The sequence below is a fragment of the Streptomyces similanensis genome, assembly GCF_039543625.1.
GTDB lineage: Bacteria > Actinomycetota > Actinomycetes > Streptomycetales > Streptomycetaceae > Streptomyces > Streptomyces similanensis.
On record NZ_BAABKC010000011.1, the window covers coordinates 268557 to 292113 of the forward strand.

A 23557-nucleotide genomic window follows, 5' to 3' on the forward strand; every position below is an offset into this window, starting at 1 on the left:
CGAGTATCTCAGAAGGGATACCAGCGCACCGACTCGTCGCCGTCGCGCAGGGACGCCACCCGGCGTTCGAACTCGGCCCGCGCCTTGGCGTTGGCCGGGGCGTGCTGGGCGACCCAGGCGCAGCTCGCCGTCTCCCGGGCGCCGCGCAGCACCGAGCAGCCCGCCCACTCCCGCACGTCCCAGCCGTACGCCGCCGTGAAGGCGTCGTACGCCTCGGCGGGCAGGCCGTAGCGGTCCCGGGACAGGGCCATCACCACGAGGTCGTGCTCGCGCAGGTCGGCGGAGAAGGTCTCCAGGTCCACCAGGACCGGCCCGTCCGGCCCGATGTGCACGTTGCGCGGGAGCGCGTCGCCGTGGATCGGGCCGGGCGGCAGTTGCGGGGTGAGCGCGGCGGCGGCCGCCGCGAAGCCGTCGCGGCGCTCGCGCAGATAGGCCGCGTCCGCCGGGTCGATCGCGTCCCCCGCCAGCCGCAGCCAGCGCTCCACCCCGCCGAGCAGTTCACGGGGCGGCAGCGCGAAGCCGGGAGCGTCCAGCGCGTGCACGACGCGCAGCAGTGCGGCGAGGTCGCGGGGTTCGGCGGGCCGCACCGGTTCGGGCAGTCGGTGCCACACGGTCACCGGGTGCCCCTGCACGAGCAGCGCCTCGGACTCGGCGGCGCGCACCGCGGGGACGCCCGCCCCGGCCAGCCACCCCGCGATCCGCAGCTCGCGCCGCGCGCGCTCCAGCAGCTCGGCGTCCCGGCCCACCTTGACGACGAGGTCCCCGGCGGCGAAGACCGCGTTCTCGCCCAGCGCGAGCAGCCGCGCCTCGTCCGCCGCCCCGGCCGTCACCTTCGCCGCCGCCAGCACGCCCCGCGCCAGAGCCTCGTCCATCGTCCGCCTCCCGGTCCGTGATCCGACGGTCAGTGTCGCATCCGCACTGGTGGGAGAGGTGCGCGGTAAATGCGTTGTACGAGACGTCTCGTCTCGCCTAGGCTCCCGGACATGACCCGTCGCGCTCACATCGCCATGTTCTCCGTCGCCGCCCACGGCCACGTCAACCCCAGCCTGGAGGTCATCCGCGAACTCGTCGCCCGGGGGCACCGGGTCACCTACGCGATCCCGCCGCTGTTCGCGGAGAAGGTCGCCGAGACCGGCGCGGAGGTGAAACCGTGGAACTCCACGCTGCCCACACCCGACGACGACCCGTCCGCCTGGGGGACCACGCTCCTGGACAACGTCGAACCGTTCCTGAACGACGCGATCCAGGCCCTGCCCCAGCTGATCGACCTCTACGAGGGCGACGAGCCGGATCTCGTCCTGCACGACATCACCTCCTACCCGGCCCGCGTCCTCGCCCACCGCTGGGGCGTGCCCGCCGTCTCCCTCTCGCCCAACCTCGTCGCCTGGGAGGGCTACGAGGAGGAGATCGCCGAACCGATGTGGGCCGGGCCCAGGAAGACCGAACGGGGCCGCGCCTACTACGCCCGCTTCGAGGGCTGGCTGCGGGAGAACGGCATCACCCTGCACCCGGACGACTTCGCCGGCCGCCCCGGCCGCTCGCTGGTCCTGATCCCGCGGGCCCTCCAGCCGCACGCCGACCGGGTCGACGAGCGCGTGTACTCCTTCGTCGGCGCCTGCCAGGGCGACCGTACGGCGCAGGGCGCCTGGGAGCTGCCGGCCGGCGCGGAGAAGGTGGTCCTCGTCTCGCTCGGCTCGACCTTCACCCGGCAGCCCGCCTTCTACCGGGAGTGCCTGCGGGCCTTCGGCGAGCTGCCGGGCTGGCACACGGTGCTCCAGATCGGCAGCCAGGTCGACCCCGCCGAGCTGGGCGAGATCCCCGGCAACGTCGAAGTGCGTTCCTGGGTACCGCAGTTGGCGATCCTGCGGCAGGCCGACCTGTTCGTCACGCACGCCGGGGCCGGCGGCAGCCAGGAGGGACTGGCCACCGGGACGCCGATGATCGCCGTACCGCAGGCCGTCGACCAGTTCGGCAACGCGGACATGCTCCAGGGCCTCGGCGTCGCCCGGCGTCTGGACACCGAGGAGGCGACCGCCGAGACCCTGCGCGCCGTCGGCCTCGCACTGGCCGGCGACCCCGAAGTGGCCCGGCGGCTCAAGGAGATCCAGGCCGGCATGGCCGAGGAGGGCGGCACCCGGCGGGCGGCCGACCTGATCGAGGCCGAACTGCCCTCCGACCGCCGCTGACCCGGCACGGCGGACCGCGGCGGGTCGGGCACGGCGCGAGGTCGCGCAGACCCGGCGGCCCGGCGGACGGGGCGGCGGTGCGCGAAGGCGGGACCCGCCGGCCGTCGCGCGGCCGGCGGGTCCCGCCCTTCCCGTACCGGGGACTCGACCCCGAGTCCCCGGCGGCGCTCACACCCCCAGCCGCTCGCCCTCCCTCGGCGCGGGCGGCGCGACCGCCGCCGGCGGGGCCTCGTCGTGGGTGAGGTCGGGCAGCCGGTGCAGCCACCTGGGCAGGTACCAGTTGCGCTCGCCCAGCAGCGACATCACCGCGGGCAGCAGCACACCGCGGATGACCGTGGCGTCGATGAGCACCGCGGCCGCCAGGCCCACGCCCATCTGCTTCATCGACTGCATGGACAGCGTCCCGAAGATCGCGAACACGGCGACCATGATGACCGCGGCGCTGGTGACGACGCCCGCCGTGGTCACCACCCCGTGCTGGATGGCGTCCTTGGTGCTCCGGCCGCGCAGCCGCGCCTCGCGGATGCGGGACACCACGAACACGTGGTAGTCCATCGACAGCCCGAACAGGATCACGAAGAGGAACAGCGGCAGCCAGGTCACGATCGCGCCGACGCCCTCCGCGCCCACCAGCGAGGCGCCCCAGCCGTGCTGGAAGACGGCGACGAGGATGCCGTAGGCCGCGCCCACCGACAGCAGGTTCAGCAGGATCGAGGTGATCGCGACCGTCAGCGAGCGGAAGGACAGCAGCATCAGCAGGAAGGCGAAGACCACCACGAACGCGAAGACCGGGACGACCGAGCCGATGAGTTGGTCGTTGAAGTCGACCGAACCGGCGACCTGGCCGGTGATCGGCGCCCGGACGCCCTCGACCTTGCCGAGCGTGGCCGGCCGCACCTCGTCGCGCAGCTTCTTCAGGCTGTCGCCGGCCCGGTCGAAGTCGGAGCCGCCGACCAGCGGCACGGAGACGAAGGCGATGTTCCGGTCCTCGTACAGCTTGACGTCCACCGGGCCCTGCGAGGCGCCCGAGGAGACGGCCCGCTCCTTGAACGCGGCCAGCGCGGACCGCACCTCGGGAGCCTTGATGTCCTTGGCCTCGACGATCACCTGGGCCGGCTCGGAGCCGCCCGGGAAGGCGTCGTTGACCCGGTTGTAGGTCTGCACGATGGGCAGCGAGTCGCCGAACTCCTGGTCCAGGGTGAGCTGCGAGGTCTTCATGCCGAGCGCCGGCGCGGCGACGGCCAGCAGCGCGCCGGTCGCGACGACCACGCTGACCACCGGCCTGGCCAGCACCCGCCGCAGCACCGCCGTCCAGAACCGGCTGCCCTGGCTGCCCGAGGCGCGTCGCCGCCGCAGGAAGGGCAGCCGCCCCTTCTCGACCCGCTCGCCCAGCAGCGACAGCAGCGCCGGCAGCACGGTCACCGAACCGACCATCGCGACCGCCACCACGATCAGCGAGGCCAGGCCCATCGCCTCGAACTCGGCGATCCCGGTGAACAGCATGCCCGCCATCGCCACGCACACCGTGACGCCGGAGACGACGATCGCCCGCCCGCTGGTCGCGGCGGCGATGCGCAGCGCGGTCGCCGCGTCCCGTCCGGCGGCCCGCTCCTCACGCTCGCGGCGCAGGTAGAAGAGGCAGTAGTCGACGCCGACGGCCATGCCGACCAGCAGCATCACGGAGTTGGCGGTGTCGCTCATCGGCTGGAGATGACTGACGAGGCCCATCAGGCCCATCGTCGCCACGATCGCCGTGATGGCCAGCGCCACCGGCAGCAGCGCGGCCACCAGCGCGCCGAAGGCGATCAGCAGGATGCCCAGCGCCACCGGCACGGCGGACAGCTCGGCCTGCTGGAAGTCGTTCCCGAAGGCGTCGGCGTACTGCTTCTGCATGCTCGCGCCGCCGATCTCCTCGATCCGCAGCGCCGCGTGGTCCTTCTGGACGCCCTCGACGGCCCGCAGCACCGGCTCGATCCGGTCGCCCGCACTCTCCGCCTCGCCGCGCACGTCGAACTGCACCAGCACGCTGCGGCCGTCCTTGGAGACGGTCCCGGTGTCGTACGGCGACTTCACGTCGGTCACCCGGCCGGTGGCGCCGACCGCCTCGACCACGTCGGCGACGGCGGAGCGGAAGGCGGCGTCCTTCGCCCGCGCGGAGCCGTCCCGGCTCTGGACGAGGACGGACTCGCTCGCCGGCTCCTTGATCCCCGCGTCCTCGATGATCTTCGCGGCGGTGTGCGTCTCGCCGCTGAGCTGGTCGCTCTCCTTGACGTCCACCCGGCCCGCGGCCGAGCCGAGCCCCATCGCCACCACGACGAACAGCACCCAGATGCCGACCGCCGCCCATCGGTGCCGGGCGCTCCAGCCGCCGGCCCGCGCGGCGATGCCCCGCGCCCGTGTTCCTCGGTTCCCCATGACGGGCTTGCCCCCTCCAGGCCCGTTCGTCAGGCCCCTGCGCACGGCGCCGGCCCCCTGCCGCCGCCTTCCGTAATGAACGTATGAGGCGGACAAGACCTTCTCGTCGTGCTGCCCGGTGAGCCGCGCCCGCCGCCCGTCCTCCCCTCGTATCCCGGACCCTCCGCTCTGGGGAGGACGGCGGCCCCTTACAACTACCCCCGCTCCTCAGGGGAGGTGATCAGGGGACGGGCGCGGCCGGCGGTGTTCGACCCGGCCGCGGCGCGGGCGTCTAGTGCTGCGGCCGGAAAGGTTTGCCGGGAAGCTCGCGGCGTCCGGTGCGGTGCATCGCAAGGCGGAGCATGACCCGCGTACTGGATGTACTCGGGTCGTGCGACAACGCGGCGAGGTGCCGTGCCGGGCGTCGCGAGCCGGTGAACCTTTCCGGTCGCAGCACTAGGGTGGGCGGATGACGACGTACGCGGCGCTGCTGCGCGGGATCAACGTGGGCGGTAACAGGAAGGTGCCGATGGCCGGACTGCGCGCGCTGATCGCGGAGCTGGGCCACGGCGCGGTCCGCACCCACCTCCAGAGCGGCCAGGCCGTCTTCACCAGCGACCGCGGTGACGAGGAGGCGCTGGCGGCGGAGCTGACGGCCGCGGTCGAGGAGCGGTTCGGCTTCCGGGCCGGCGTCATCGTGCGCGGCCACGCCTACCTGCGGGCGGTCGCCGAGAACTGCCCGTTCCCGGCCGCGGACCTCCAGCCCGGGCAGCTCCACGTCACCTACTTCTCCGGCCCCGTCGAGGCGGCCCGCTTCGCCGGGATCGACCGGCCGGCCTTCCTGCCCGAGGAGTTCCGGCTCGGCGACCGCGCCCTCTACCTCTACGCCCCGGACGGCCTCGGCCGCTCCCCGCTCGCCGCACAGCTCTCCCGGCCCCGCCTCGCCGAGGACCTGATCGCGACCAGCCGCAACTGGAACACCGTCCGCAAGCTCGTCGAACTGACGGCGCCCGCGCGGACCTGAGCCGGGCCGGGGCCGCCGGCGGTGACGCGCCGTGGCAGGCTTCCGGCATGCGCTACATCATCATCGGAGCAGGAGCGGTCGGCGGGGCGGTCGGGGGACGGCTGGCGCAGAGCGGACGCGAGGTGGTGCTCGTCGCGCGCGGCGCGCACCTCGCCGCACTGCGCGCCGAAGGGCTGCGGCTGGAGGTGCCCGAGGGGAGGCTGACGTACCGGCTGCCCGCCGTGGCCGGGCCGGACGAGCTGGGCGCACTGCGCGCCGACGACGTCCTGGTCCTGGCGGTCAAGACCCAGGACGCCGAGGCGGCCCTCGCGGCCTGGGGCCCGGCGCCGGTCGAGGGCGGCGGCACCGCGGCGCGGCGGCTGCCGCTGCTGTGCGCGCAGAACGGCGTGGAGGGGCAGCGGATCGCCCTGCGCCGGTTCCGGCACGTGTACGGCGTCTGCGTGTGGCTGCCCGCCGCCCATGTCGAACCCGGCGTCGTCTCGGCGGCCGGCGCCCCGCTCACCGGCATGCTGCACCTGGGTCGTCACCCGCACGGCGCCGACGACGTCCTGCGGGACATCGCCGCCGACCTGACCGCGGCGCACTTCGAGGCGCCCGTCGTACCGGACGTGGCCCGCTGGCAGTACGCCAAGCTCCTCGGCAACCTGGCCAACGCGATGGAGGCCCTGACCGGCCCCCTGACCAGCGAGGCGGCGCGGGCCCTGTACGGCAGGGTGCGCGCCGAGGGCGAGCGGGTGCTGAACGCCGCGGGCATCCTGTACGCGAGCGAGGCCGAACAGCGCGCGGCGCGCGGCGACAAGATCACCCTGGTGCCGCTGGGCGGCGTCGAACGCGGCGGCGGCTCCTCGTGGCAGTCCCTCACCCGGGGCACCGGCACCATCGAGGCCGACCACCTCAACGGCGAGATCGTCCTGCTGGGCCGGCTGCACGGCGTCCCCGCACCGCTGAACGAGCTGTTGCAGCACCTGGCCAACGCCTTCGCCCGTGACCGCAGGCCGGCGGGCTCGATGCCGATGGCCGAGCTGGCACGGCTGGCCGAGGAGGCCGAGGAGGCCGAGCGGGCGGCCGGGCACTGAGCGCACCGTGCCGGGGCGGCACGCACCGCGGGGGCGAACCGTGTTCGGTTCGCCCCCGCGGTGTTCACGAGCCGGGTCGGCGCGCGGTCAGTTGATGCAGGCCATCCAGGCCGGGTAGTGGGAGCTGGGTCCCACGTAGAGGGCCGCGCAGGCGTGGCCGTTCTTCGAGGTCGACTTGACGACCTCGACGTAGTCGTCCCGCTTCACGACGGGGGTCTTGTCGTTGTGCCAGGTCTTCTGGTTGGTGACCGTCAGCCGGGCCTTGAAGGACTTCTTGTTGTAGCTCTTGACCGAGGCGACGAACTGGTTGGTCTTCGCGCCGGCGTTGCCCTTGGTGCGGTAGGTGATGCACACCTTCACGTCGTGCCGCTCGTCGCACTTCTGCGTCTTGAGGGCCTTGGCCGCGGCGGCCGGGGCGACGGACGCCCTGGTGGTCGCGGCGCCGGCCGGTGCGGCCAGCGCGGGCGCGGCCGTGACGAACAGGGCCGCGGCCGCGAGGCCGGTCGCTGCTGTGGTCTTCAGGTGCACTGTGAACTTCCTCCCGTTTGATCGTGCACTCTGATCATCTGCGCCAACTGCTTCTGCTTTCAAGGGAGTTGAGCGAAAGCTGAGGGTCTGTGGCGTTATGGGAGGAGGGCGGTGCGGGCGGGCCGGCCGAGGGCTCAGGCCGCCGCGAAGCGCCGGCCGGACGAGGCGGCGGCGTACCGGTGCAGGACCAGCGAGGCCAGCTCCGGGGCGGGACCGAGGACGTCGGCCAGCAGGTCGGCGCCGGCCGCCAGGGCGCCCTCGGCGATCCGGTCCGGCAGCCGGCCCGGCGCGATGACGTAGGGCGCGACCGCGATCCGCGCGCACCCGAGGGCGCGCAGCTCGTGCACCGCGTCCTCGGTGCGCGGAAGGGACGCGGAGGCGAACGCGGGCCGCACGGCGCACCAACCGGTGTGCCGCCACTCCCGCGCGATTGCTGCGATCACCGCGATCGCCTCCGGGTCGGAGGACCCCGCCGAGGCCAGCACGACCCCGGTCGAGGACTTGTCGGCCGGGGACAGCCCGGCCTCCCGCAGCCGGCGCTCCAGGGCGCCGGTCAGCAGCGGCGACGGGCCGAGCACGTCGGCCTGCCGCACCCGCAGCCCCGGCGGCGCCGCGCGCAGCACCGCGGGGATGTCCGCCTTGGCGTGGAAGGCCCGGGTCAGCAGCAGCGGCAGCGCCACCACGTCCCGTACGCCCTCGGCCGCCAGCGACTGGAGCACGCCCGGCACGGACGGCACGTTGAAGTCCAGGAAACCGGTCTCCACCCGCAGTCCCGGACGCAGCGCCGACACCCGCCGGACGAGGGCGTGCACGGTCGCGGCGTGCCGTGGGTCGCGGCTGCCGTGGGCGACGATGAGCAGGACCGGTTCGCTGTGCACGGGACGTCAGTTCCTCACCAGCAGACCGCGGCTGCGCAGGACCCAGCGCTCCACGGGGCTGAAGATGAGCAGGTCGATGGCGATGCCCACGAAGAGGATGAGGAAGATGGCCTCGAACACCATGGCCATGTCCAGGGCGTTGCGGCCGTTCTCCAGCAGCGCGCCCAGGCCGATGCCGAGGTCGGGGGAGGAGGCGATGATCTCCGCCGCCATCAGCGAGCGCCAGGAGAACGCCCAGCCCTGCTTGAGGCCGGCGAGGTAGCCCGGCAGCGCGGCCGGCAGCACGATGTGCCAGGCGCCCTTGAGGCCGCTCGCGCCCATCGTGCGGCCCGCCCGCAGGTACAGCGGCGGCACCTGGTCGATGCCGGAGACCAGTCCGTTGGCGATGGACGGCACCGCGCCGAGCAGGATCACCGCGTACATCATCGAGTTGTTCAGCCCGAGCCACACCACGGCGGGCGGCACCCACGCCACCGACGGCAGCGACTGGAGCCCGGACAGCACCGGGCCGATCGCGGCGCGCACGGACTTCACCCGCGCCACCAGCAGCCCCAGCGGGGTGCCGATCGCCAGCGCGAACAGGAAGCCGAGCAGACCGCGCGAGACGGAGGTCCAGATGTAGCCGAGCAGGTCGCCCTGGAGCCAGGCGTCCTTGAACGCGGCGCCCACGTCGGACGGCGAGGGCAGCTTGGTCGGGTCGTCGACCACCTTGAAGGTGATCAGCGCCTGCCAGGCCAGCAGGACCAGCACGACCGCCACGGCGGGCGGCAGGATCTTGCTGACGAAGGTCTGCCGGAACGGGGTGCGGCCGCTGTCGGCGGCCTCCAGCGCGTCGAGTCCGGCCTCCACGCCGGCCAGTTCGGCGCCCTGCGCCGTCTTCGTCTCAGTGCTGGCCATGGCGGCGGATCTCCCCACGCAGGACTTCGGTGATCTCCAGGGACAGCTCCGCGACCGGCGCGTCCTCGATGCGGCGCGGCTGCGGTATGTCCACCGTCCACTGGCGGGCGACCCGGCCCGGACGGGAGGACAGCAGCACCACCCGCTGGGCGAGCCGCACCGCCTCGCGCACGTTGTGCGTGACGAACAGGACGGAGACGCCGGTCTCCTGCCAGATCCGGGTCAGCTCGTCGTGCAGCACGTCCCGGGTGATGGCGTCCAGGGCCGCGAACGGCTCGTCCATCAAAAGCAGGTTGCTCTCCTGGGCGAGCGCCCGGGCCATCGCCACCCGCTGGCGCATACCGCCCGACAGCTCGTGCACCCGCTTGCCGTACGCGCCCTTGAGCCGGACCAGTTCGAGCAGTTCCTCGGCCCGGCCGCGGCGCTCCGGCTTGGCGACGCCGCGCAGTCTCAGGGCGAGTTCGATGTTCTTGCCCGCGGTCAGCCACGGGAACAGGGCGTGCTCCTGGAACATCAGGGCGGGGCGGCCGTCCGTGGTGATGGAGCCGGCGGTGGGCCGGTCCAGGCCCGCCACCAGGTTGAGCAGCGTGGACTTGCCGCAGCCCGAGGCTCCCAGGAGGGTGACGAACTCGCCCGGGGCGACATCGAGCGTGATGTCGTCCAGGACCAGCTGCTGCCCGCCCGGAGCCGCGAAGGACTTCGAGACGTTCTCAAGGCGCGCCGCGTGCTCTACGGACTCGGCGGCCTTGGCGAAGGTCGTGGCCATGGTCGTCACCTCCTGGGAACTACTGGGCTACGGGCTCTACTTGACGCCGAGACCGGCGTCGCTGACGGTGGGCTCGCCCGCGGCCTTGAGGACCTTGTTCAGCGGGGTGAGGTCGTAGATGCCGTCCAGCTTGGGCTGCTTGAGCAGACCGGCCTTCACCGCGTGCTCCGCCTCGGTGTTGAGGGTGGCGGCCAGCGGGTCGTCGATGAACTGGATGGACTTCCACGCCGGGTCCAGGACGGCGGCGGGCAGCGCCTTGCCGGAGTCGGCGGCCAGCTGCTTGTTGGCGGCGGCCTTCGCCTCCTCGGGGTTGGCGTTGATCCACTTGTTGGTCTCGACCGAGGCCTTCAGCACCGCCTCGACGGCCTCGGGGTGGTCCCTGAGGAAGTCCTGCCGGACGATGATGTTGGTGATCACGAACTTCTTGTCCGGCCACAGCGTGGACTCGTCCAGGAGCGTCTTGCCGCCCTCGGCGACCAGCTTGGACGCGGTCGGCTCCGGCACCCAGGCGCCGTCGATGGAACCGGACTTGAAGGCGTCCGGGGTGACCTTGTTGTCGGTGCGCACCACCGACACGTCGCCCTTGCCGCTCTGCGCGTCGACCTTCCAGCCCTGCTCGGCGATCCAGTTGAGGAACGCCACGTCCTGCGTGTTGCCGAGCTGCGGGGTGGCGATCTTCTTGCCCTTGACGTCCTTCAGGGACGTGATCTTCTTCGGGTTCACCACCAGCTTGACGCCGCCGGACGCCGAACCGCCGATGATCCTGAGGCCCTTGCCGTCGGACTTGGTGTAGCCGTTGATCGCCGGGGACGGGCCGATCCAGCCGATGTCGATGGACTTCGCGTTCAGCGCCTCGATCTCGGAGGGGCCGGCGTTGAAGACCGACGGCTTGACCTTGGTGGCGCCCAGCTCCTTCTGGAAGAAGCCCTTCTGCTGGCCGACCAGAGCGGTGGCGTGCGTCAGGTTGCCGAAGTAACCGATCTTGACGGAGTCGAGTCCGTCGATCTTCTTCGCCCCGGCGGCGACCTTCTGACCGGGGTCGTCGTCCTTGGCCTTGGAGCCGTAGCTGCACGCGGTGAGCGTGAGGAGCGGCAGGGCGACGGCCGCGGCGAGGGTGCGGCGGAGTATGGCGGAGGTGTTGACAGGCACGGGAGGCTGTCCTCTCGGAGGCCCGGCGGTCACGGTCTCTCAGGTCGTGGCCGGGAGGTCGGCAGGTCTTCGTCTACTTCGGCGGTGGGGGGTGAGGGCGCGCGAGCGGTGCGCGTACGTCAGCGCACACATCGGGCCACTCCGCCCTGCCCGCTGCCGAGGGCGCCGCTGCCGACGCGGCCGCCTTCCTTGGCGAACGTGGAGTAGAAGTCGCGGGAGGTCATCGTCAGAAGTCCCAGCCGTCCTCGTCAGCGGCGTCCTTGACCGGGTCCGGCGCGGCGAACGACTCGCCGACCATGCCCGCGGTCAGCGTAGTGCCGTCGCTGGGGTCGATCAGGATGAACGAGCCGGTCCGGCGCGAGTCGGCGTAGGAGTCGACCGGCAGCGGCTCGGCGGTGCGGATCTTCACCCGGCCGATGTCGTTGGCGACGAGCCGGCCCGGGTGCGGGTGCAGGGAGAGGTCGTCCAGGGTGAGCCGGGACGGGATGTCCTTGACGATCGCCTTGACGGTGCGGGTGCCGTGCTTGAGCAGCACCCGGTGGCCCACGGTCAGCGGCGCGTCGGCGACGTGGCAGACGGTCGCCTCGACGTCCTGGATGGTCGCCGGCGCGTCCTTGCTCGGCACGATCAGGTCGCCGCGCGAGACGTCGATGTCGTCCTGGAGCAGCACGGTCACCGACTGCGTCGTCCAGGCCACCCGCACCGGCTCGCCGAGCAGGTCGATGCCGGAGATCTTCGAGGTGCGGCCCGACGGCAGCACGGTGACCTCGTCGCCGACCCGGAACGTGCCGGCGGCGATCTGACCGGCGTAGCCCCGGTAGTCGGGGTGCTCGGCGGTCTGCGGGCGGATCACGTACTGCACCGGCAGCCGGGCGTGGCAGTGGCTGAGGTCGTGGCTGACCGGCACCGTCTCCAAGTGCTCCAGCACGGTCGGGCCGCCGTACCAGTCCATGACCGAGGACGGCTCCACCACGTTGTCGCCGGCCAGCGCGGAGATCGGGATGGCGGTGACCTCGGGGACGCCCAGCTCGGTGGCGTACGCCGTGAAGTCCTCGGCGATCCGGGCGAAGACGGCCTCGCGGTAGTCGACGAGGTCCATCTTGTTGACCGCGAGGACCACGTGCGGGACCCGCAGCAGCGCGGCGATCGCGGCGTGCCGGCGGGTCTGCTCGACCACGCCGTTGCGGGCGTCGACCAGGATCACCGTCAGCTCGGCGGTGGAGGCGCCGGTGACCATGTTGCGGGTGTACTGCACATGGCCCGGCGTGTCGGCCAGGATGAACCGGCGGCGCGGCGTGGCGAAGTAGCGGTAGGCCACGTCGATGGTGATGCCCTGCTCGCGCTCGGCGCGCAGGCCGTCGGTGAGCAGCGCGAGGTCCGGGCCGTCCTGGCCGCGGCCGGCCGAGGCCCGCTCGACGGCCTCCAGCTGGTCGGCGAGGACCGACTTGGAGTCGTGCAGCAGCCGGCCCACCAGGGTGGACTTGCCGTCGTCGACGGACCCGGCGGTGGCGAAGCGCAGCAGGGTGGTCTCCGACAGCTGCTCGACCGACAGCGGCTCGGCGGGTTCGGTGGTGCTCGACATGGTTAGAAGTACCCCTCGCGCTTGCGGTCTTCCATGGCGGCCTCGGAGAGCTTGTCGTCGGCGCGGGTGGCGCCGCGCTCGGTGAGCCGGGAGGCGGCGATCTCGGCGATCACCTGCTCCAGCGTCACCGCGTCGGAGTCGACGGCGCCGGTGCAGGACATGTCGCCGACCGTGCGGTAGCGCACCAGCCGCTTCTCGACGTCCTCGCCCTCCTTGGGGCCGCCCCACTCGCCGGCGGTCAGCCACATCCCGGCCCGCCGGAACACCTCCCGCTCGTGCGCGAAGTAGATCTCCGGCAGTTCGATGCCCTCGCGGGCGATGTACTGCCACACGTCCAGCTCGGTCCAGTTGGACAGCGGGAAGACCCGGACGTGCTCGCCGGGCGCGTGCCGGCCGTTGTACAGGTTCCACAGCTCGGGGCGCTGGCGGCGCGGGTCCCACTGGGAGAACTCGTCGCGCAGCGAGAACACCCGCTCCTTGGCGCGGGCCTTCTCCTCGTCGCGGCGGCCGCCGCCGAAGACCGCGTCGAACCTCGCCGACTGGATCCTCTCGGTCAGCGGCAGCGTCTGGAGCGGGTTGCGGGTGCCGTCCGGACGCTCCTTGAGCACACCGCGGTCGATGTAGTCCTGCACGGAGGCGACGTGCAGCCGCAGCCCGTGCTCGGCCACCGTCCGGTCGCGGTACTCCAGGACCTCCGGGAAGTTGTGCCCGGTGTCCACGTGCAGCAGCGCGAACGGCACCGGCGCCGGCGCGAACGCCTTGAGCGCCAGGTGCAGCATCAGGATCGAGTCCTTGCCGCCGGAGAACAGGATCACCGGGTTCTCGAACTCGCCCGCGACCTCGCGGAAGATGTGCACCGCCTCGGACTCCAGCGCGTCCAGGTGGGAGAGGGCGTACGGGCTGCCCGTACCCTCCCCGGCCTCGGCGACGGTCGTCGTCATGCCAGTCCCCTTTCGCTGAGCAGGGCGTACACCGACGCCGCGGACTCCGGCACGCTCTGGTGCTGCGACTCGATCCGCAGGTCCGGCGACTCGGGCTCCTCGTAGGGGTCGTCGACCCCGGTCAGCCCGGTCAGCTCGCCGGCGGCCTGCTTGGCGTACAGACCCTTCACATCGCGTACGGAGCACACCTCGACCGGCGTGGCCACGTGCACCTCGACGTAGGCGGTGCCGTGCTCCTCGTGCCGCTTGCGCACCGCGTCGCGGCTGTCCGCGTACGGCGCGATCACCGGCACCAGCGCCAGGACGCCGTTGCGGGCGAGCAGTTCGGCGACGAAGCCGATGCGCTGGACGTTGGTGTGCCGGTCCTCGCGGCTGAAGCCGAGGCCCGCGGAGATGAACTCGCGGATCTCGTCGCCGTCGAGCACCTCGACGCGGTGGCCCTCCTCGCGCAGCCGGCCCGCCAGCTCGTGCGCGATGGTGGTCTTGCCGGCGCTCGGCAGACCCGTGAGCCAGACGGTGGCTCCGGTCGTCACGTGTGTCTCCTGTATGTGTGTCATCGTCTCAGCCGTGCAGCCCGCACTCGGTCTTGGCCCGGTCCGCCCAGCGGCCGGCCCGGGTGTCCTCGCCCTCCAGCAGCCGTCGGGTGCAGGGCGCGCAGCCGACGGAGCCGTAGCCGTCCATGAGCAACGGGTTGGTCAGGACGCCGTGTTCGGCGACGTAGGCGTCCACGTCGTCCTGGGTCCAGCGGGCGATCGGGGAGATCTTCACCTTGCGCCGGTTCTCGTCCCAGCCGACGACCGGGGTGTCCGCCCGGGTCGGCGACTCGTCGCGGCGCAGCCCGGTCGCCCACGCCTGGTAGCCGGCAAGGCCCTGCTCCAGGGGCCGGACCTTGCGCAGCGCGCAGCACAGGTCGGGGTCGCGGTCGTGCAGCTTCGGCCCGAACTCGGCGTCCTGCTCGGCCACCGTCTGCGCGGGGGTGAGCGTGATGACGTTGACGTCCATCACGGCCTCCACCGCGTCCCGGGTGCCGATGGTCTCCGGGAAGTGGTAGCCGGTGTCGAGGAACACCACGTCCACGCCGGGCCTGGCCCGCGCCGCCAGGTGGGCGACGACCGCGTCCTCCATGGACGAGGTCACGCAGAACCGTTCGCCGAAGGTGTCGGCCGCCCACCGCAGGATCTCCAGCGCGGAGGCGTCCTCCAGTTCGCGTCCGGCCCGCTCGGCCAGCGCCCGCAACTCCTCGGCGGTGCGCTCTCGCTGAGTGGTCGTCATGACTGCTCGTCCCCTCCGTCGTCGGCCCGCTGAAATCCCCGGGCCAGCAGCCCGAGGAACTTCAACTGGAATGCGCGGTTGCACGCCGCGCATTCCCAGGCGCCGTGACCCCGCTCATTCGGCCGCAGGTCCTCCTCGCCGCAGTAGGGGCAGTGGAACGGCGCGGCGCGCTCGCTCACGACAGGGCCTCCTCGGAGGCGCGCGCGGCCCAGGCGGCGAAGCGCTCGCCGTCCGCGCGCTCCGCCTGGAAGCGCGTGAGGACCCGCTCGATGTAGTCGGGCAGTTCGGCCGAGGACACCTTCAGGCCGCGCACCTTGCGGCCGAAGGAGGGCTCCAGACCGAGCGCGCCGCCCAGGTGGACCTGGAAGCCCTCGACCTGCTCGCCCCGCTCGTCCAGCATCAGCTGGCCCTTGAGACCGATGTCCGCGGTCTGGATGCGGGCGCAGGCGTTCGGGCAGCCGTTGAGGTTGATGGTGATCGGCTCGTCGAACTCGGGGAGCCGGCGCTCCAGTTCGTCGATGAGGGAGGCGCCGCGCGCCTTGGTCTCGACGATGGCGAGCTTGCAGAACTCGATGCCGGTGCAGGCCATGGTGCCGCGCCGGAACGGGGACGGGCCGACCCGCAGGTCCAGCGCCTCCAGACCCGCGACGAGCGATTCGACCCGCGTCTCCTCGACGTCGAGGACGATCATCTTCTGCTCGACCGTGGTGCGCACCCGGCCGGAGCCGTGCGCCTCGGCGAGATCGGCGATCTTGGCCAGCAGGGCGCCGTCCACCCGGCCCACCCGCGGGGCGAAGCCGACGTAGAAGCGGCCGTCGTTCTGCCGGTGCACGCCGACGTGGTCGCGCCAGCGTTGGGTGGGCTGCTCGGGCGCGGGGCCGTCGGTCAGCTTCCGCCCGAGGTACTCGTCCTCCAGCACCTGGCGGAACTTCTCCGGGCCCCAGTCGGCGACCAGGAACTTCAGCCGGGCCCGGTTGCGCAGCCGGCGGTAACCGTAGTCGCGGAAGATCGAGATGACGCCTTCGTGGACGTCCGGGACGTCGGCCAGCGGCACCCAGGCGCCGAGCCGCACGCCGATCTTCGGGTTGGTCGACAGGCCGCCGCCGACCCACAGGTCGAAGCCCGGCCCGTGCTCGGGGTGGCGTACGCCGACGAACGCGATGTCGTTGATCTCGTGGGCCACGTCCAGCAGCGGCGAGCCGGAGACCGCCGACTTGAACTTGCGGGGGAGGTTGGAGAAGGCCGGGTTGCCGACGATCCGGCGGTGAATCTCCTCCACGGCCGGGGTGCCGTCGATGATCTCGTCGGCGGCGATGCCGGCGACGGGGGAGCCGAGGATCACGCGGGGCGTGTCACCGCAGGCCTCCGTGGTGGAGAGACCGACGCCCTCCAGCCGGTTCCAGATCTCGGGCACGTCCTCGATCCGGATCCAGTGGTACTGGATGTTCTGCCGGTCGGTGATGTCGGCGGTGCCGCGCGCGAACTCCTGGGAGACCTCGCCGATCACCCGCAGCTGCTCGGTGGTGAGCCGGCCGCCGTCGACGCGCACCCGCAGCATGAAGAACCTGTCGTCCAGCTCCTCCGGCTCCAGGATCGCGGTCTTGCCGCCGTCGATCCCGGGCTTGCGCTGGGTGTACAGGCCCCACCAGCGCATCCGGCCCCGCAGGTCGTTGGGGTCGATGGAGTCGAAACCGCGCTTGGAGTAGATCGTCTCAATGCGTGTCCGCACATTGAGACCGTCGTCGTCCTTCTTGAACTGCTCGTTGCCGTTGAGCGGGGTCAGGTGCCCCACGGCCCACTGTCCCTCGCCGCGGTGACGGCTCACCTTGCGGCGGGGGGTCGCGGCAGCGGCGTTCTGCGGGGTGGCGGCCATGGTTGGTACGTCCTTCGGGACAGGCGGAAAGCGGCTCGGAGCTGCGTGTTCTGGCGCAGGAGGCAGGAAGGCGGGTCCGTGCGCGGCAGGCGAGGGAAAGCGGGGGAACGCGGCGGGGCTGGCGGTTCAGCTCGCCGGACAGATGGCGCTGGACATGCGGCCGTGGTCGACGTGCCGTCGGCTCACCAAGGCGATTCCAGTTCCAGACATGACCGCAGCGTGGCACGGCGATCTGGACACAGTCCAGCTTAATCCAGAATGCGGACACCCTTGTCCCGCATCGTGGGACAAGGGTGTCGTTGATCACAAGCTCGTACGGCGCGGGCTCCGGTCCGCCGGGCGGGGCGGCTCAGTCTGCCCGCGGGGAGTGGCTCAGGTCCGCCGGCGGGCCCGGGTCAGGCCGGGAACGCGCCCGGCCAGGGGCCCGGGGTGGGCGTCACGGGTTCCTCCTCGACCTTGGTGTCGAAGAGCTTGAAGCCGCGGCGCTGGTAGTTGTCCATGGCGTGCTCGCCGTCCTTGCTGCACGTGTGCAGCCACACCCGCTTCGTCGTGGCCAGCCCCGGCCAGCGGTCGGCCAGGTCCCAGGCGCGGGCCGCCCCGTACGACAGCAGGTGACCGCCGATGCGCCGGCCCCGGGAGGCCGGGACCAGCCCGAAGTAGAGGATCTCCACCACCCCGTCGTCCTGCGCCTCCAGCTCCACGTAGCCGGCCGGCGTGCCCCGGTCGTACGCCACCCACGTCTCGACCCCCGGACGCTCCAGCAGCTCCCGCCACCGCGCGTACGTCCAGCCGAGCCGGTCGGTCCAGCGGATGTCGCCGCCGACCGAGGCGTACAGGAACCGGCTGAACTCGGGCGAGGGCACCTCGGCGCGCACGACCCGGACGTCGCCCTCGGGCGCGGTGGCCGGGAGGAGGTCGGTCGGGGCGGTCTGCTCCAGGGACCAGGTGGTCACGGCGATGTTCGTCATGGCGGCCAGGGAACCATCCGGCTCCGGCCCCTGTCGAACGGCAGTGCCCGGCCGCACGCCCGCGCGCCCCCCGGCGCGCCCCGCCTACCGCAGCGCCCGCTCGACCGAGGGCGCGGGAACCGCGAACAGGGTCCGTCCGGACAGCGACCAGACCTCGTCGGTCTGCGGCCAGTAGGACAGGGAGCCGGTCCCGTCGCCCCAGCAGCGGTGGGTGTCGGAGGAGGAACCGCACTCCGTCGTCTCCGCGCCCCGCCGGTCCTGCCGCCACAGCGTGCCGTGCGCGCTGTCCGGTCCGGCGGCCCGGGCCAGGTACCAGGAGGCGCCGTCGACGGCGCCGGTACGCCGGGACAGCACGCCCCGCACGCCGTCCACCTTCGTCTCGTACGCCTCCCGCGCGCTCGCCGTCCCGGCGGAGTCGGTGGCCAGCAGTCCGGCGCGGGCGGGGTCCGCGCTGAAGGAGTAGCGCCACAGGAGGGTGCGCCGTCCGCTGCCCCGGGGCGCGGCCTCACCGGCGACCAGGCTGCCGGGGACGGAACCGCGTTCCACGGACAGGCTGTTCGGACAAGGAGCGGTGTTCGCGCCGGACCCGGACGCGAAGTCCGCGCTGTCGACGCGGTCCTCGGAACCGGTCGCCGACGCCGACGCGTCCGCCGGGGCGCAGCTTCCCCGCGTGGGACGGTAGGAGGCGACCGCGGGCAGCACCCAGCGGTAGCCGTGCGCCGCCCAGCCGCCCGGCACCCGGCCGACCTCGTCGCCGGCCACGGTGGCCCGCTGGACGCGCCGCAGGTCGTAGACGTACAGCGCGTCCCCGCCGTCGCCGGACGCGGTGACCAGCAGTTTGTCGCGGTACCAGACCATCCCCGACACGTGCGAGGCCAGGCCCCGGTAGTCGCGGCCGCCGTCGACCGGGATCACGAGCAGCGCCCAGGTGTAGGTGAGGCGGTCGGGGTCGTCGGCGTTGACGAAGGCGACCCGGGCCAGGTCGCCGCCGGTGGCGCGGTCGCCGTGCCGGCTCCAGCCGGAGAGGATCGCCCGGTGGGTGCCCCACAGTCCGTCGTCGGCGGCGTCCCCGGAGGTGGTCACGGACTGCGGGCGCCACTGGCGGGACGCGGAGTCGGCGGTGTTCCAGCAGTAGGCGCGGGTGGCCGCCGGCTCGACGGGCAGCGCCCTCTTCTCGTCGGCGGTGCAGCCGTCCGCGGCGCGCAGGGTCCGGTCGGTGCTGGTCAGCACCGTGCCCGCGTCGACCGGCCGGCCCATCGCCGCGGCGAGCCGGTCAAGTGACCGCTCGGGCACCAGCTGTTCGGTCAGCCGCAGTGGGTCGAGGCGGGCGGCGGAGGTCAGCGGCCTGAGCGCGCCGGGGTCGTCGGTGACCGTGGCCTGCGAGGTGCTGATCAGGGTGGCGGCGCCGGTCAGCGCGAGCCCGGCCCCGGCCAGCGCCGCGCGCAGCGCCCGGCCCCGCGCGCGCCTGCGGTGTCTGCCACGCTGCCTCATCCAACCCCCCTTGTCTCAGGGCTCGGTCCGCCGCCGGGACGCCCGCCGGCCGCGGCGGGCCAACTGCGTCGCGCCGGTCGAGCGTTGACCGAGGAACGGATGGGACGACCCGCAAGGGATGCTACGGCAGTCCGGGGCGGCACAGGACGAAGACCCGGCAAATATGCGGAAGATGCCACGCCGGGACCAGTCGGACCACCCCCGCCCCGGCCCCCTTGACGCGCCCCGCTCCGGTTCCTTCCCGGCGCAGCGGCCCGGCCCGCACGCAACCGCGGTGAGCGGGGCGGCGGTTGGCCGGGACCGGTCCGGCGCGTCGGGCCGTGCCGGCCGCCGGCGGCCTCCTCACTCCACCGGCCGCGCCCGCTCCACCACCGAGGCCAGGTCCAGTGTGTGGGGCAGTGTGCCGAAGGACGTGCCCCAGTCGCCGCCCAGGCGGGAGGCGCAGAACGCGTCGGCCACCTCGGGCGGCGCGTACCGCACCAGCAGCGATCCCTGGAGCACCAGCGCCAGCCGCTCCACCAGGCGCCGGGCGCGGGCCTCGACGCCGGCCAGGTCGGCGAGGTCGGTCAGCAGGTCCTTGATCGCGGCGTCCAGCCGGTGGTCGGCGCCGCGCGCCAGGCCCACCTCCCGCAGATACGCGTCGAACGCCTGCGGCTCCCGTCGCAGCGCCCGCAGCACGTCCAGCGCCTGCACGTTGCCGGCGCCCTCCCAGACGGAGTTGAGCGGCGACTCGCGCACCAGGCGCGGCATCCCGGACTCCTCCACGTACCCGTTGCCGCCCAGGCACTCGGACGCCTCCACGGCGAGCGGCGCGCACCGCTTGGTCACCCAGTACTTGGCGGCCGGCACCGCGATCCGCAGCAGGGCCCGCTCCTGCTCGCCGCCGTCGTCGCAGGCCGCGGCGAGCCGCAGCGCGAGCGTCGTCGCCGCCTCCGACTCCAGCGCCAGATCGGCCAGGACGTTGCGCATCAGCGGCTTGTCGACGAGCCGCCCGCCGAACGCCTCCCGGTGGGCGCAGTGGTGCACCGCTTGCGCCACCGCCTGCCGCATCAGCCCGGCCGAGCCCAGCACGCAGTCCAGCCGGGTGGCCGCCACCATCTCGATGATGGTGCGCACCCCGCGCCCCTCCTCGCCGACCCGGCGCGCCCAGGTCCCGTCGAACTCGACCTCGGCGGAGGCGTTCGACCGGTTGCCCAGCTTGTCCTTCAGCCGCTGGAGGCGGAACACGTTGCGGGCGCCGTCCGCCAGGACGCGCGGCACCAGGAAGCAGGTCGGTCCGGCCGGAGCCTGGGCGAGCACCAGGAACGCGTCCGACATCGGCGCCGAGCAGAACCACTTGTGCCCGGTCAGCTCGTACGCGCCGTCCTCGGCGAGCGGCCGCGCCGCGGTGGTGTTGGCCCGGACGTCGCTGCCGCCCTGCTTCTCGGTCATGCCCATCCCGAACAGCGCCCCCGGCTTCTCGCCGGCGGGCCGCAGCTCGCGGTCGTAGATCACGGAGGTCAGCCGGGGCTCCCACTCGGCGGCCAGTGCTGGATCGGCGCGCAGCGCGGGCACCGCCGCGTGCGTCATCGACAGCGGGCAGCAGGTGCCCGCCTCGACCTGCGTCCACACCAGGAACGCCGCCGCGCGCCGCACCTGCCCGGCCGGACGGCTCCAGGCGGCCGTCAGGCCCGCCGAGACGCCCTTGCCCAGCAGCCGGTGCCAGGCCGGGTGGAAGTCCACCTCGTCGATGCGGTGGCCGTAGCGGTCGTGGGTGCGCAGCCGCGGCGGGTTCTCCCCGGCCTGCGCGGCCCACTCCTGGAGCTGCGCGGAGCCCGCGGCCCGCCCCAGGGCCGCCAGCTCCCCGCGCACCTCGTCGCGCAGCTCGGCCCCGACGTGCCGGCCGACCGCCTCGGCCAGGGCCCGGTCGGCGGTGAAGACGTCGTAGCCGGCCAGCGGCGGCGGCTGGTTGGTCACGGTGTGCGTGCTGGCTGCCATGGCACGGAACCTACCCGCGTCGCGCCGCCGCTCACCACACGCCCGGCGGCCCGCCCGCCGCGGCCCGCCCGCACCCGCCGTGACCCGCCCGGCGGCCCGTTCCCGGCGGGTGAGGGGGAGGAGCCCGGACAGGGATACCTTTAGGTCGTGCAGCAAGCCAGTGAAACCCCCGACGGGCCGACCGGCCGTTTCCACCGGGCCCGGGCCCTCTACCGGAACGTCTCCAAACGCAGGACCGCCTGGCTGCTGCTCAAGGACACCGTCAACTCGTGCATGGAGTACCGCATCCTCGGCCTGGCCGCCGAGGCCGCGTTCTTCACCCTGCTGTCGGTGCCGCCGCTGCTGCTCAGCCTGATCGCCCTGCTCTTCTACGTCGACTCCTGGACCGGCGCGCACACCATCGCCAGCCTGGAGCGCAACATCCTCGACGCCTCCCGCACGGTCCTGTCCGACCAGGGCGTCAAGGAGATCACCCAGCCGATCCTGAAGGACGTGATGCGGGGCGGCAGACCGGACGTCATCTCCATCGGGTTCGTGTTCGCCCTGTGGTCGGGCTCGCGCGCGGTGAACGTCTTCATCGACACCATCACCGTGATGTACGGCCTCGACGGCGTGCGCGGCATCGTCAAGACCCGGCTGATGGCGTTCGCGCTGTTCGTCGTGGCGCTGCTGATCGGCTCGGTCGCGCTGCCGCTGATGGTGGCGGGGCCGGACGCGGTGGTGCGGATCGTGCCCTGGTCGACGACGGTCGTGCAGATCCTGTACTGGCCCGTCGTGATCGTCCTGTCGATCGCCTTCCTGACCACCCTGTACCACGTGTCCGTGCCGGTGCGCTCCCCGTGGATCGAGGACGTGCCCGGCGCGCTGGTCGCGCTCGCCATGTGGGTGGTGTGCAGCTTCCTGCTGCGCATCTACCTGACCGGCACCGTCGAGGGCCCCACCATCTACGGCTCGCTGGCGGCGCCGGTCGCGGTGCTGCTGTGGATCGGCGTGTCCGCGTTCGCCGTGCTCGTCGGGGCCGCGGTCAACGCCGCCATCGACCGGGTCTGGCCGGCCGCGGCGACGGCCGCCGCCCGCGCCGCCAACGAGCGGGTGCGCGAGGCGCAGATCGCCGAGTACGTCGCCTGGGCCGCCGCCCGCGAGAGCGACCCGTACGACCCGGAGGACGCCGACATGCCCTCGGAGTTCCCCGAGCGCTGGTCGCGTTTCCTGCCGCCCGAGGACGTCACCGCCCGCCTGCGGACCCACGCCAGGAACACCCAGGCCCGCGACCCGTACAAGGAGCGGAGCAACGGCAACGGCTCGGCGCCCGGCGGATGACGCCCCGGCCCGGTCGCGCCGCACCGGCCCGGCGGACATGAGCGCCGAGGAGCCCGTGCGGGCGGACGGGTACGCGCAGCGGCCCGCCCGGCTGCCCGGCGCGGTGGTGTGGACGAAGACCCCGGCCGGGCCGGGGGCGTCGGGCCCGGTGCTGCCCGACGGCTGCATGGACCTGCTGTGGAGCGAGGGGCGGCTGCTCGTCGCCGGACCCGACACCCGGGCGTTCGACCCGGCCGGGCCGCCCGCGCACTGGGCCGGCGTCCGGTTCTTCCCCGGCACCGCGCCCGGCTACCTCGGGGTGCCCGCGCACGAGCTGCGCGACCGGCGCGTGGACCTGTCCGAGCTGTGGCCGGCCGCCGCCGTACGGCGCCTGCGCGAGCGGATCGAGGCCGCGCCGTCGGCCGCGGCCGCGCTGGAGGAGGCGGTCCTGGACCGGGCGGCCGAGGCCGGCCCGCCCGACCCGCTGCTGGGAGCGCTCGTCGCGGCCCTGGACGCCGGCCGCCCGGTCGGCGTCAGCGCCGACGCCCTCGGCCTGGGCGCCCGCCGGCTGCACCGGCGCGCGCTGGCCGCCTTCGGCTACGGCCCCAAGACGCTGGCCCGGGTGCTGCGGCTCCAGCGGGCGCTGCGGCTGGCCCGCGCCGGGGTGCCGTACGCCGAGTGCGCGGCCCGGGCCGGCTTCGCCGACCAGGCGCACCTGGCACGGGACGTGAAGGAGCTGGCGGGCCGGCCGCTCGGGGTGCTACTGGGCGGCGCCCGGTAGCGGCGCGAACAGGTCGACCCCGTTGCCGTCCGGGTCGTGCACCACCGCGTACCGCATCCCCCAGAACGCGTCCCACGGCTTCAGCTCCCCGTGGTACCCCGCGCCGACCAGGTCGTCGTACCCGGCGTCGACCTCGGCGGGCGAGTCGCAGCGGAAGGCGAGCGAGACCCGGCCGCCGCCGGCCGGCGGACGCCAACCGGGGTGGAAGGAGCGGACGGTGTCCTCGGTGTCCAGGGCGAGGACGAGCCCGCCGGGCAGCTCCGCCTCGACGTGCGGCTCCCGCTCGGCGCCCTCGGGGAAGGCGAGGCCGAGACGGCGGTAGAAGGCGAGTGCGGCGGCCAGGTCGGAGACGACCAGACCGATCACGGCGCATCGTGGAGTCATGCCGCCACGCTAGGCGCGCCCCGCCCGCCGGTCTTGAAGGAATCGGACAGGCGCGCGCCGTCGCCCCCGCGCCGTGGCACCCGTGGTGCGG

At 73.3% G+C, this 23557-nt stretch carries 22 protein-coding genes; 5 read left to right on the plus strand and 17 right to left on the minus strand.

Features of this window, described 5'->3' with window-relative positions; translation table 11 throughout:
• Positions 1-8: 8 nt before the first annotated feature.
• Positions 9-872 carry a phosphotransferase enzyme family protein gene (locus ABEB07_RS04480; protein WP_345667106.1) on the minus strand — a complete coding sequence of 288 codons (864 nt, stop codon included), beginning with the start codon at positions 870-872 and terminating at the stop codon, positions 9-11.
• Between the two features lie 69 nt (positions 873-941).
• On the opposite strand from ABEB07_RS04480, the gene mgt reads away from it, so the two are divergent.
• Positions 942-2186 carry a macrolide-inactivating glycosyltransferase gene (gene mgt / locus ABEB07_RS04485; protein WP_345667107.1) on the plus strand — a complete coding sequence of 415 codons (1245 nt, stop codon included), beginning with the start codon at positions 942-944 and terminating at the stop codon, positions 2184-2186.
• 168 nt (positions 2187-2354) lie between these two features.
• Here the strand turns inward: mgt and ABEB07_RS04490 are convergent, their stop codons facing one another.
• The gene (locus tag ABEB07_RS04490) at positions 2355-4601 is read right to left on the minus strand and encodes an MMPL family transporter (protein WP_345667108.1); all 2247 of its coding nucleotides are present in this window, start codon (positions 4599-4601) and stop codon (positions 2355-2357) included.
• Between the two features lie 448 nt (positions 4602-5049).
• Here ABEB07_RS04490 and ABEB07_RS04495 point away from each other — a divergent pair, with 448 nt between their 5' ends.
• A complete protein-coding gene (locus ABEB07_RS04495; protein ID WP_176150968.1) occupies positions 5050-5604 on the plus strand; it encodes a DUF1697 domain-containing protein in 555 nt (184 codons plus the stop codon).
• A gap of 47 nt (positions 5605-5651) precedes the next feature.
• A complete protein-coding gene (locus ABEB07_RS04500) occupies positions 5652-6680 on the plus strand; it encodes a ketopantoate reductase family protein (protein WP_345667109.1) in 1029 nt (342 codons plus the stop codon).
• Positions 6681-6767: 87 nt separating this feature from the next.
• On the opposite strand, the gene ABEB07_RS04505 is transcribed toward ABEB07_RS04500, so the two are convergent.
• The 14 genes from ABEB07_RS04505 to ABEB07_RS04570 form a co-directional block, all read right to left on the minus strand.
• The gene (locus ABEB07_RS04505; protein ID WP_176150970.1) at positions 6768-7208 is read right to left on the minus strand and encodes a hypothetical protein; all 441 of its coding nucleotides are present in this window, start codon (positions 7206-7208) and stop codon (positions 6768-6770) included.
• A gap of 134 nt (positions 7209-7342) precedes the next feature.
• Entirely contained in the window at positions 7343-8086 is a 744-nt protein-coding gene (locus ABEB07_RS04510) for a sirohydrochlorin chelatase (RefSeq protein ID WP_345667110.1), read from the minus strand.
• 6 nt (positions 8087-8092) lie between these two features.
• Positions 8093-8983, minus strand: a complete 891-nt coding sequence (locus ABEB07_RS04515; RefSeq protein ID WP_176150972.1) for an ABC transporter permease — start codon at positions 8981-8983, stop codon at positions 8093-8095.
• Positions 8970-9749, minus strand: coding sequence for an ABC transporter ATP-binding protein (locus ABEB07_RS04520; RefSeq protein ID WP_164586197.1), 780 nt, complete (start codon positions 9747-9749; stop codon positions 8970-8972). Before ABEB07_RS04520 ends, ABEB07_RS04515 begins: the two co-directional genes overlap by 14 nt.
• A 36-nt stretch (positions 9750-9785) precedes the next feature.
• Positions 9786-10898, minus strand: a complete 1113-nt coding sequence (locus ABEB07_RS04525) for an ABC transporter substrate-binding protein (protein ID WP_345667111.1) — start codon at positions 10896-10898, stop codon at positions 9786-9788.
• Positions 10899-11124: 226 nt separating this feature from the next.
• Entirely contained in the window at positions 11125-12480 is a 1356-nt protein-coding gene (locus ABEB07_RS04530; RefSeq protein WP_345667112.1) for a sulfate adenylyltransferase subunit 1, read from the minus strand.
• 2 nt (positions 12481-12482) lie between these two features.
• Entirely contained in the window at positions 12483-13421 is a 939-nt protein-coding gene (cysD, locus tag ABEB07_RS04535) for a sulfate adenylyltransferase subunit CysD (RefSeq protein WP_164586204.1), read from the minus strand.
• Positions 13418-13954: an adenylyl-sulfate kinase gene (gene cysC, locus ABEB07_RS04540; protein WP_176150975.1), complete on the minus strand. Its 537-nt coding sequence runs from the start codon at positions 13952-13954 to the stop codon at positions 13418-13420. Before cysC ends, cysD begins: the two co-directional genes overlap by 4 nt.
• A gap of 28 nt (positions 13955-13982) precedes the next feature.
• On the minus strand, positions 13983-14693 hold the full coding sequence (locus tag ABEB07_RS04545; protein WP_345667114.1) for a phosphoadenylyl-sulfate reductase: 711 nt from the start codon (positions 14691-14693) through the stop codon (positions 13983-13985).
• Positions 14690-14872 carry a hypothetical protein gene (locus tag ABEB07_RS04550; protein ID WP_345667115.1) on the minus strand — a complete coding sequence of 61 codons (183 nt, stop codon included), beginning with the start codon at positions 14870-14872 and terminating at the stop codon, positions 14690-14692. Before ABEB07_RS04550 ends, ABEB07_RS04545 begins: the two co-directional genes overlap by 4 nt.
• Positions 14869-16566, minus strand: coding sequence for a nitrite/sulfite reductase (locus ABEB07_RS04555; protein ID WP_345667116.1), 1698 nt, complete (start codon positions 16564-16566; stop codon positions 14869-14871). The genes ABEB07_RS04550 and ABEB07_RS04555 overlap by 4 nt, the downstream gene beginning before the upstream one ends.
• 395 nt (positions 16567-16961) lie before the next feature.
• The gene (locus tag ABEB07_RS04560; RefSeq protein WP_164586215.1) at positions 16962-17534 is read right to left on the minus strand and encodes a GNAT family N-acetyltransferase; all 573 of its coding nucleotides are present in this window, start codon (positions 17532-17534) and stop codon (positions 16962-16964) included.
• Positions 17535-17618: 84 nt separating this feature from the next.
• On the minus strand, positions 17619-19025 hold the full coding sequence (locus tag ABEB07_RS04565) for a hypothetical protein (protein WP_345667117.1): 1407 nt from the start codon (positions 19023-19025) through the stop codon (positions 17619-17621).
• A 342-nt stretch (positions 19026-19367) separates the two neighbouring features.
• On the minus strand, positions 19368-21002 hold the full coding sequence (locus ABEB07_RS04570; protein WP_345667118.1) for an acyl-CoA dehydrogenase family protein: 1635 nt from the start codon (positions 21000-21002) through the stop codon (positions 19368-19370).
• Between the two features lie 147 nt (positions 21003-21149).
• Between ABEB07_RS04570 and ABEB07_RS04575 the strand changes: the two genes are divergently transcribed.
• Together ABEB07_RS04575 and ABEB07_RS04580 are read left to right on the plus strand one after the other, a co-directional pair.
• A complete protein-coding gene (locus tag ABEB07_RS04575) occupies positions 21150-22322 on the plus strand; it encodes a YihY/virulence factor BrkB family protein (protein ID WP_345667119.1) in 1173 nt (390 codons plus the stop codon).
• Positions 22323-22359: 37 nt separating this feature from the next.
• Positions 22360-23082, plus strand: a complete 723-nt coding sequence (locus ABEB07_RS04580; RefSeq protein ID WP_345667120.1) for a helix-turn-helix domain-containing protein — start codon at positions 22360-22362, stop codon at positions 23080-23082.
• Here the strand turns inward: ABEB07_RS04580 and ABEB07_RS04585 are convergent.
• Entirely contained in the window at positions 23062-23466 is a 405-nt protein-coding gene (locus tag ABEB07_RS04585) for a VOC family protein (RefSeq protein ID WP_164583698.1), read from the minus strand. The genes ABEB07_RS04580 and ABEB07_RS04585 overlap by 21 nt on opposite strands.
• Between the last annotated feature and the right edge of the window lie 91 nt (positions 23467-23557).

Bases quoted from the DNA above. Each gene is read 5' to 3' on its own strand.
- ABEB07_RS04480 (WP_345667106.1), bottom strand. From the start codon at position 872: ATGGACGAGGCTCTGGCGCGGGGCGTGCTGGCGGCGGCGAAGGTGACG.
- mgt (WP_345667107.1), top strand. From the start codon at position 942: ATGCGTTGTACGAGACGTCTCGTCTCGCCTAGGCTCCCGGACATGACC.
- ABEB07_RS04490 (WP_345667108.1), bottom strand. From the start codon at position 4,601: ATGGGGAACCGAGGAACACGGGCGCGGGGCATCGCCGCGCGGGCCGGC.
- ABEB07_RS04495 (WP_176150968.1), top strand. From the start codon at position 5,050: ATGACGACGTACGCGGCGCTGCTGCGCGGGATCAACGTGGGCGGTAAC.
- ABEB07_RS04500 (WP_345667109.1), top strand. From the start codon at position 5,652: ATGCGCTACATCATCATCGGAGCAGGAGCGGTCGGCGGGGCGGTCGGG.
- ABEB07_RS04515 (WP_176150972.1), bottom strand. From the start codon at position 8,983: ATGGCCAGCACTGAGACGAAGACGGCGCAGGGCGCCGAACTGGCCGGC.
- ABEB07_RS04520 (WP_164586197.1), bottom strand. From the start codon at position 9,749: ATGGCCACGACCTTCGCCAAGGCCGCCGAGTCCGTAGAGCACGCGGCG.
- ABEB07_RS04530 (WP_345667112.1), bottom strand. From the start codon at position 12,480: ATGTCGAGCACCACCGAACCCGCCGAGCCGCTGTCGGTCGAGCAGCTG.
- cysD (WP_164586204.1), bottom strand. From the start codon at position 13,421: ATGACGACGACCGTCGCCGAGGCCGGGGAGGGTACGGGCAGCCCGTAC.
- ABEB07_RS04545 (WP_345667114.1), bottom strand. From the start codon at position 14,693: ATGACGACCACTCAGCGAGAGCGCACCGCCGAGGAGTTGCGGGCGCTG.
- ABEB07_RS04555 (WP_345667116.1), bottom strand. From the start codon at position 16,566: ATGGCCGCCACCCCGCAGAACGCCGCTGCCGCGACCCCCCGCCGCAAG.
- ABEB07_RS04560 (WP_164586215.1), bottom strand. From the start codon at position 17,534: ATGACGAACATCGCCGTGACCACCTGGTCCCTGGAGCAGACCGCCCCG.
- ABEB07_RS04565 (WP_345667117.1), bottom strand. From the start codon at position 19,025: ATGAGGCAGCGTGGCAGACACCGCAGGCGCGCGCGGGGCCGGGCGCTG.
- ABEB07_RS04570 (WP_345667118.1), bottom strand. From the start codon at position 21,002: ATGGCAGCCAGCACGCACACCGTGACCAACCAGCCGCCGCCGCTGGCC.
- ABEB07_RS04580 (WP_345667120.1), top strand. From the start codon at position 22,360: ATGAGCGCCGAGGAGCCCGTGCGGGCGGACGGGTACGCGCAGCGGCCC.
- ABEB07_RS04585 (WP_164583698.1), bottom strand. From the start codon at position 23,466: ATGACTCCACGATGCGCCGTGATCGGTCTGGTCGTCTCCGACCTGGCC.